Annotated in this window: 1 tRNA gene and 2 rRNA genes; all 3 read right to left on the bottom strand. The window is 52.9% G+C overall.

Annotation, left to right across the window (positions count from 1 at the left end):
• Positions 1-157 precede the first annotated feature (157 nt).
• Positions 158-234, bottom strand: a tRNA-Met gene (locus ACRZ95_RS22570).
• Between the two features lie 51 nt (positions 235-285).
• A 5S ribosomal RNA gene (gene rrf / locus ACRZ95_RS22565) occupies positions 286-400 on the bottom strand.
• Between the two features lie 179 nt (positions 401-579).
• Positions 580-3,422: ribosomal RNA gene (locus ACRZ95_RS22560) — 23S ribosomal RNA — on the bottom strand.
• Between the last annotated feature and the right edge of the window lie 19 nt (positions 3,423-3,441).

The following is a 3,441-nucleotide window of genomic DNA, read 5'->3' as shown; positions in this document are numbered from 1 at the left end:
GGGCGGCTTGTTCGGTACTTTGTTCGACTGTGATGTTTGCGGGAGCAGGATTTGAACCTGCGACCTTCAGGTTATGAGCCTAACGAGGTGAGAACGCTAAGCGATTGATCCAGTGGATCAATTGTAGTCTGAACGGGCTGTTTGGATTTTCTGACGCTGGTTGCGGGAGTAGGATTTGAACCTACGACCTTCAGGTTATGAGCCTGACGAGCTACCGGGCTGCTCCATCCCGCGTCAGAGTCAGATTTGTTTCATCGTATTAGAGAGACTGTGGGCTTTTGCTAGGTTTGGCGGTGACCTACTCTCCCGGGGCTTAAGCCCAAGTACCATTGGCGCGGCAGTGCTTAACTTCCGGGTTCGGGATGGGACCGGGTGTTTCACTTGCGCTATGACCACCAAACCGAGGAAAAGCCCATGTCGGCTTTCTTGCTGTGCAAGAAGGCGACGAGGTGGCAGTTAGCGTATGTGCGTTGCCACTCGGTTGTGTTTTCAATCAACATCGCGGCTTGGCGCTGCGACGCTATCCTTAGTCAAGGTCGGTGTATGCTTCTGGTTTGATTTGTCTTTCTGTTACTGGATCAAATCAAGCCTATCGGGCGATTAGTACCGGTCAACTGAACGCATTACTGCGCTTACATCTCCGGCCTATTGACGTGGTGGTCTTCCACGGCCCTCAGGGAGACCTTGTTTTGAGGGGGGCTTCCCGCTTAGATGCCTTCAGCGGTTATCCTGTCCGATCATAGCTACCCAGCACTGCCGTTGGCACGACAACTGGTCCACCAGTGGATCGTTCACCCCGGTCCTCTCGTACTAGGGGCAACTCCTCTCAAGTCTCCTACACCCACGGCAGATAGGGACCGAACTGTCTCACGACGTTCTAAACCCAGCTCACGTACCTCTTTAAACGGCGAACAGCCGTACCCTTGGGACCTGCTCCAGCCCCAGGATGAGATGAGCCGACATCGAGGTGCCAAACACTGCCGTCGATATGGACTCTTGGGCAGTATCAGCCTGTTATCCCCGGCGTACCTTTTATCCGTTGAGCGATGGCCCTTCCACTCGGGACCACCGGATCACTATGGCCGTCTTTCGACTCTGCTCGACTTGTCAGTCTCGCAGTCAGGCTGGCTTCTGCCATTGCACTCAACGAGCGATTTCCGACCGCTCTGAGCCAACCTTCGCGCGCCTCCGTTACGCTTTAGGAGGCGACCGCCCCAGTCAAACTACCCGCCACGCAGGGTCCCGGATCCGGATAACGGACCGCGGTTAGACATCAAGAGTGCGAAGGGTGGTATCTCAAGGGAGGCTCCACGGATACTTGCGTTTCCGCTTCAAAGCCTACCACCTATCCTGCACATCACAATCCTGATGCCAGTGCGAAGCTGTAGTAAAGGTGCACGGGGTCTTTCCGTCTAACCGCGGGAAGCCTGCATCTTGACAGGCAATTCAATTTCGCTGAGTCGATGTTGGAGACAGCGGGGAAGTCGTTACGCCATTCGTGCAGGTCGGAACTTACCCGACAAGGAATTTCGCTACCTTAGGACCGTTATAGTTACGGCCGCCGTTTACCTGGGCTTCAATTCAAGGCTCTCACCTCTCCTTTTAACCTTCAGGCACCGGGCAGGCGTCAGACCCTATACGTCGTCTTGCGACTTCGCAGAGCCCTGTGTTTTTAATAAACAGTCGCCACCCCCTGGTTTGTGCCCCCAGCCCCTAGTTGCCTAGGAACCGGGCCTCCTTCTCGCGAACTTACGGAGGTATTTTGCCGAGTTCCTTCAACATCGTTCTCTCAAGCGCCTTGGTATTCTCTACCAGTCCACCTGTGTCGGTTTAGGGTACGGTCTGATGGAGGGCTATTTCCAGGAACCACTCAGCAGCCCAATCAATCCGATAAGATTGAACTACACCTGTGATCCGTCACATCCTCCTGGCCTAGGAATATTAACCTAGTTCCCATCGCCTACGCCTTTCGGCCTCGGCTTAGGGGCCGGCTTACCCTGCTCAGATTAGCTTTAAGCAGGAACCCTTGGACTTTCGGCGAGAGTGTCTCTCACACTCTTTGTCGCTACTCATGTCATCATTCTCACTAGTGATCTCTCCACCGGATGGCTCACGCCCCGGCTTCATCGAAAGAACTCTATCCGTCATTACACCCACTGATATTTCACAGAAGGATGCAAATACGGATGAGTTCTATGTCACACTACGCTCTGCTACCGATGCTTACGCATCCCTAGACTTCGGCTCATGGCTTGAGCCCCGTTACATCTTCGCCGCAGGACAACTTATTTAGACCAGTGAGCTGTTACGCTATCTTTAAAGGATGGCTGCTTCTAAGCCAACCTCCTGGTTGTTTTGGTCGTCCCACCTGCTTTCCCACTTAGCCATGAATTGGGGGCCTTAGTCGTAGGTCAGGGTTGTTTCCCTCTCCACTACGGACGTTAGCATCCGCAGTGTGTCTGCCATCTAGTACTCCCGGGTATTCGGAGTTTGGTTAGGATCAGTAAGCCTGTGGGGCCCCATTACCCATCCAGTGCTCTACCCCCCGGGGTATTCGGATGACGCTCTACCTAAATAGATTTCGCAGAGAACCAGCTATCTCCGAGTTTGATTGGCCTTTCACCCCTAGGCACAGCTCATCCCGATCCTTTTCAACGGATGTGGGTTCGGTCCTCCAGTAAGTGTTACCTTACCTTCAACCTGGCCATGCCTAGATCACTCGGTTTCGGGTCTGATCCCACGAACTCATTCGCCCTATTAAGACTCGCTTTCGCTACGCCTACACCTAACGGCTTAAGCTTGCTCGTAAGACCAAGTCGATGACCCATTATACAAAAGGTACGCCGTCAGATCTCGAGGATCCTCCGACTGATTGTAGGCGTTCGGTTTCAGGTACTGTTTCACTCCCCTCGTCGGGGTGCTTTTCACCTTTCCCTCACGGTACTGGTTCGCTATCGGTCAGCAAGGAGTACTTAGCCTTCGAAGGTGGTCCTCCGATCTTCAGACAGAATTTCACGTGTTCCGCCCTACTTAATACGTCCATCAAAGCTTCCTATACGGGGCTGTCACCCGCTATGGCCATGCTTCCCAACATGTTCTAGTCACTTATCTGGCTCGGCTGGTCCCCGTTCGCTCGCCGCTACTAGGGGAGTATCAATTGATTTCCTTTCCTCCGGGTACTTAGATGTTTCAGTTCCCCGGGTTTGCTCTTAAAACCCTATGTATTCAGGTCTTAAGTACCTGTTTAAGCAACATATTGATTACCAAAGATAACAATATGAAGCTTTCAGGTGGGTTGCCCCATTCAGAGATCCATGGATCAAAGCTTATTCTCAGCTCCCCATGGCTTATCGCAGAGTATCACGTCTTTCATCGCCTCTTGCTGCCAAGGCATTCACCAAACGCCCTTCTCGCGCTTGATTTGATCCAGAAAGAGAAAGA

Source organism: Ruegeria sp. AI3 (assembly GCF_056541245.1).
Note: the sequence above shows the minus strand (reverse complement) of the source record. Positions and strands in the feature narration are given on the sequence as shown.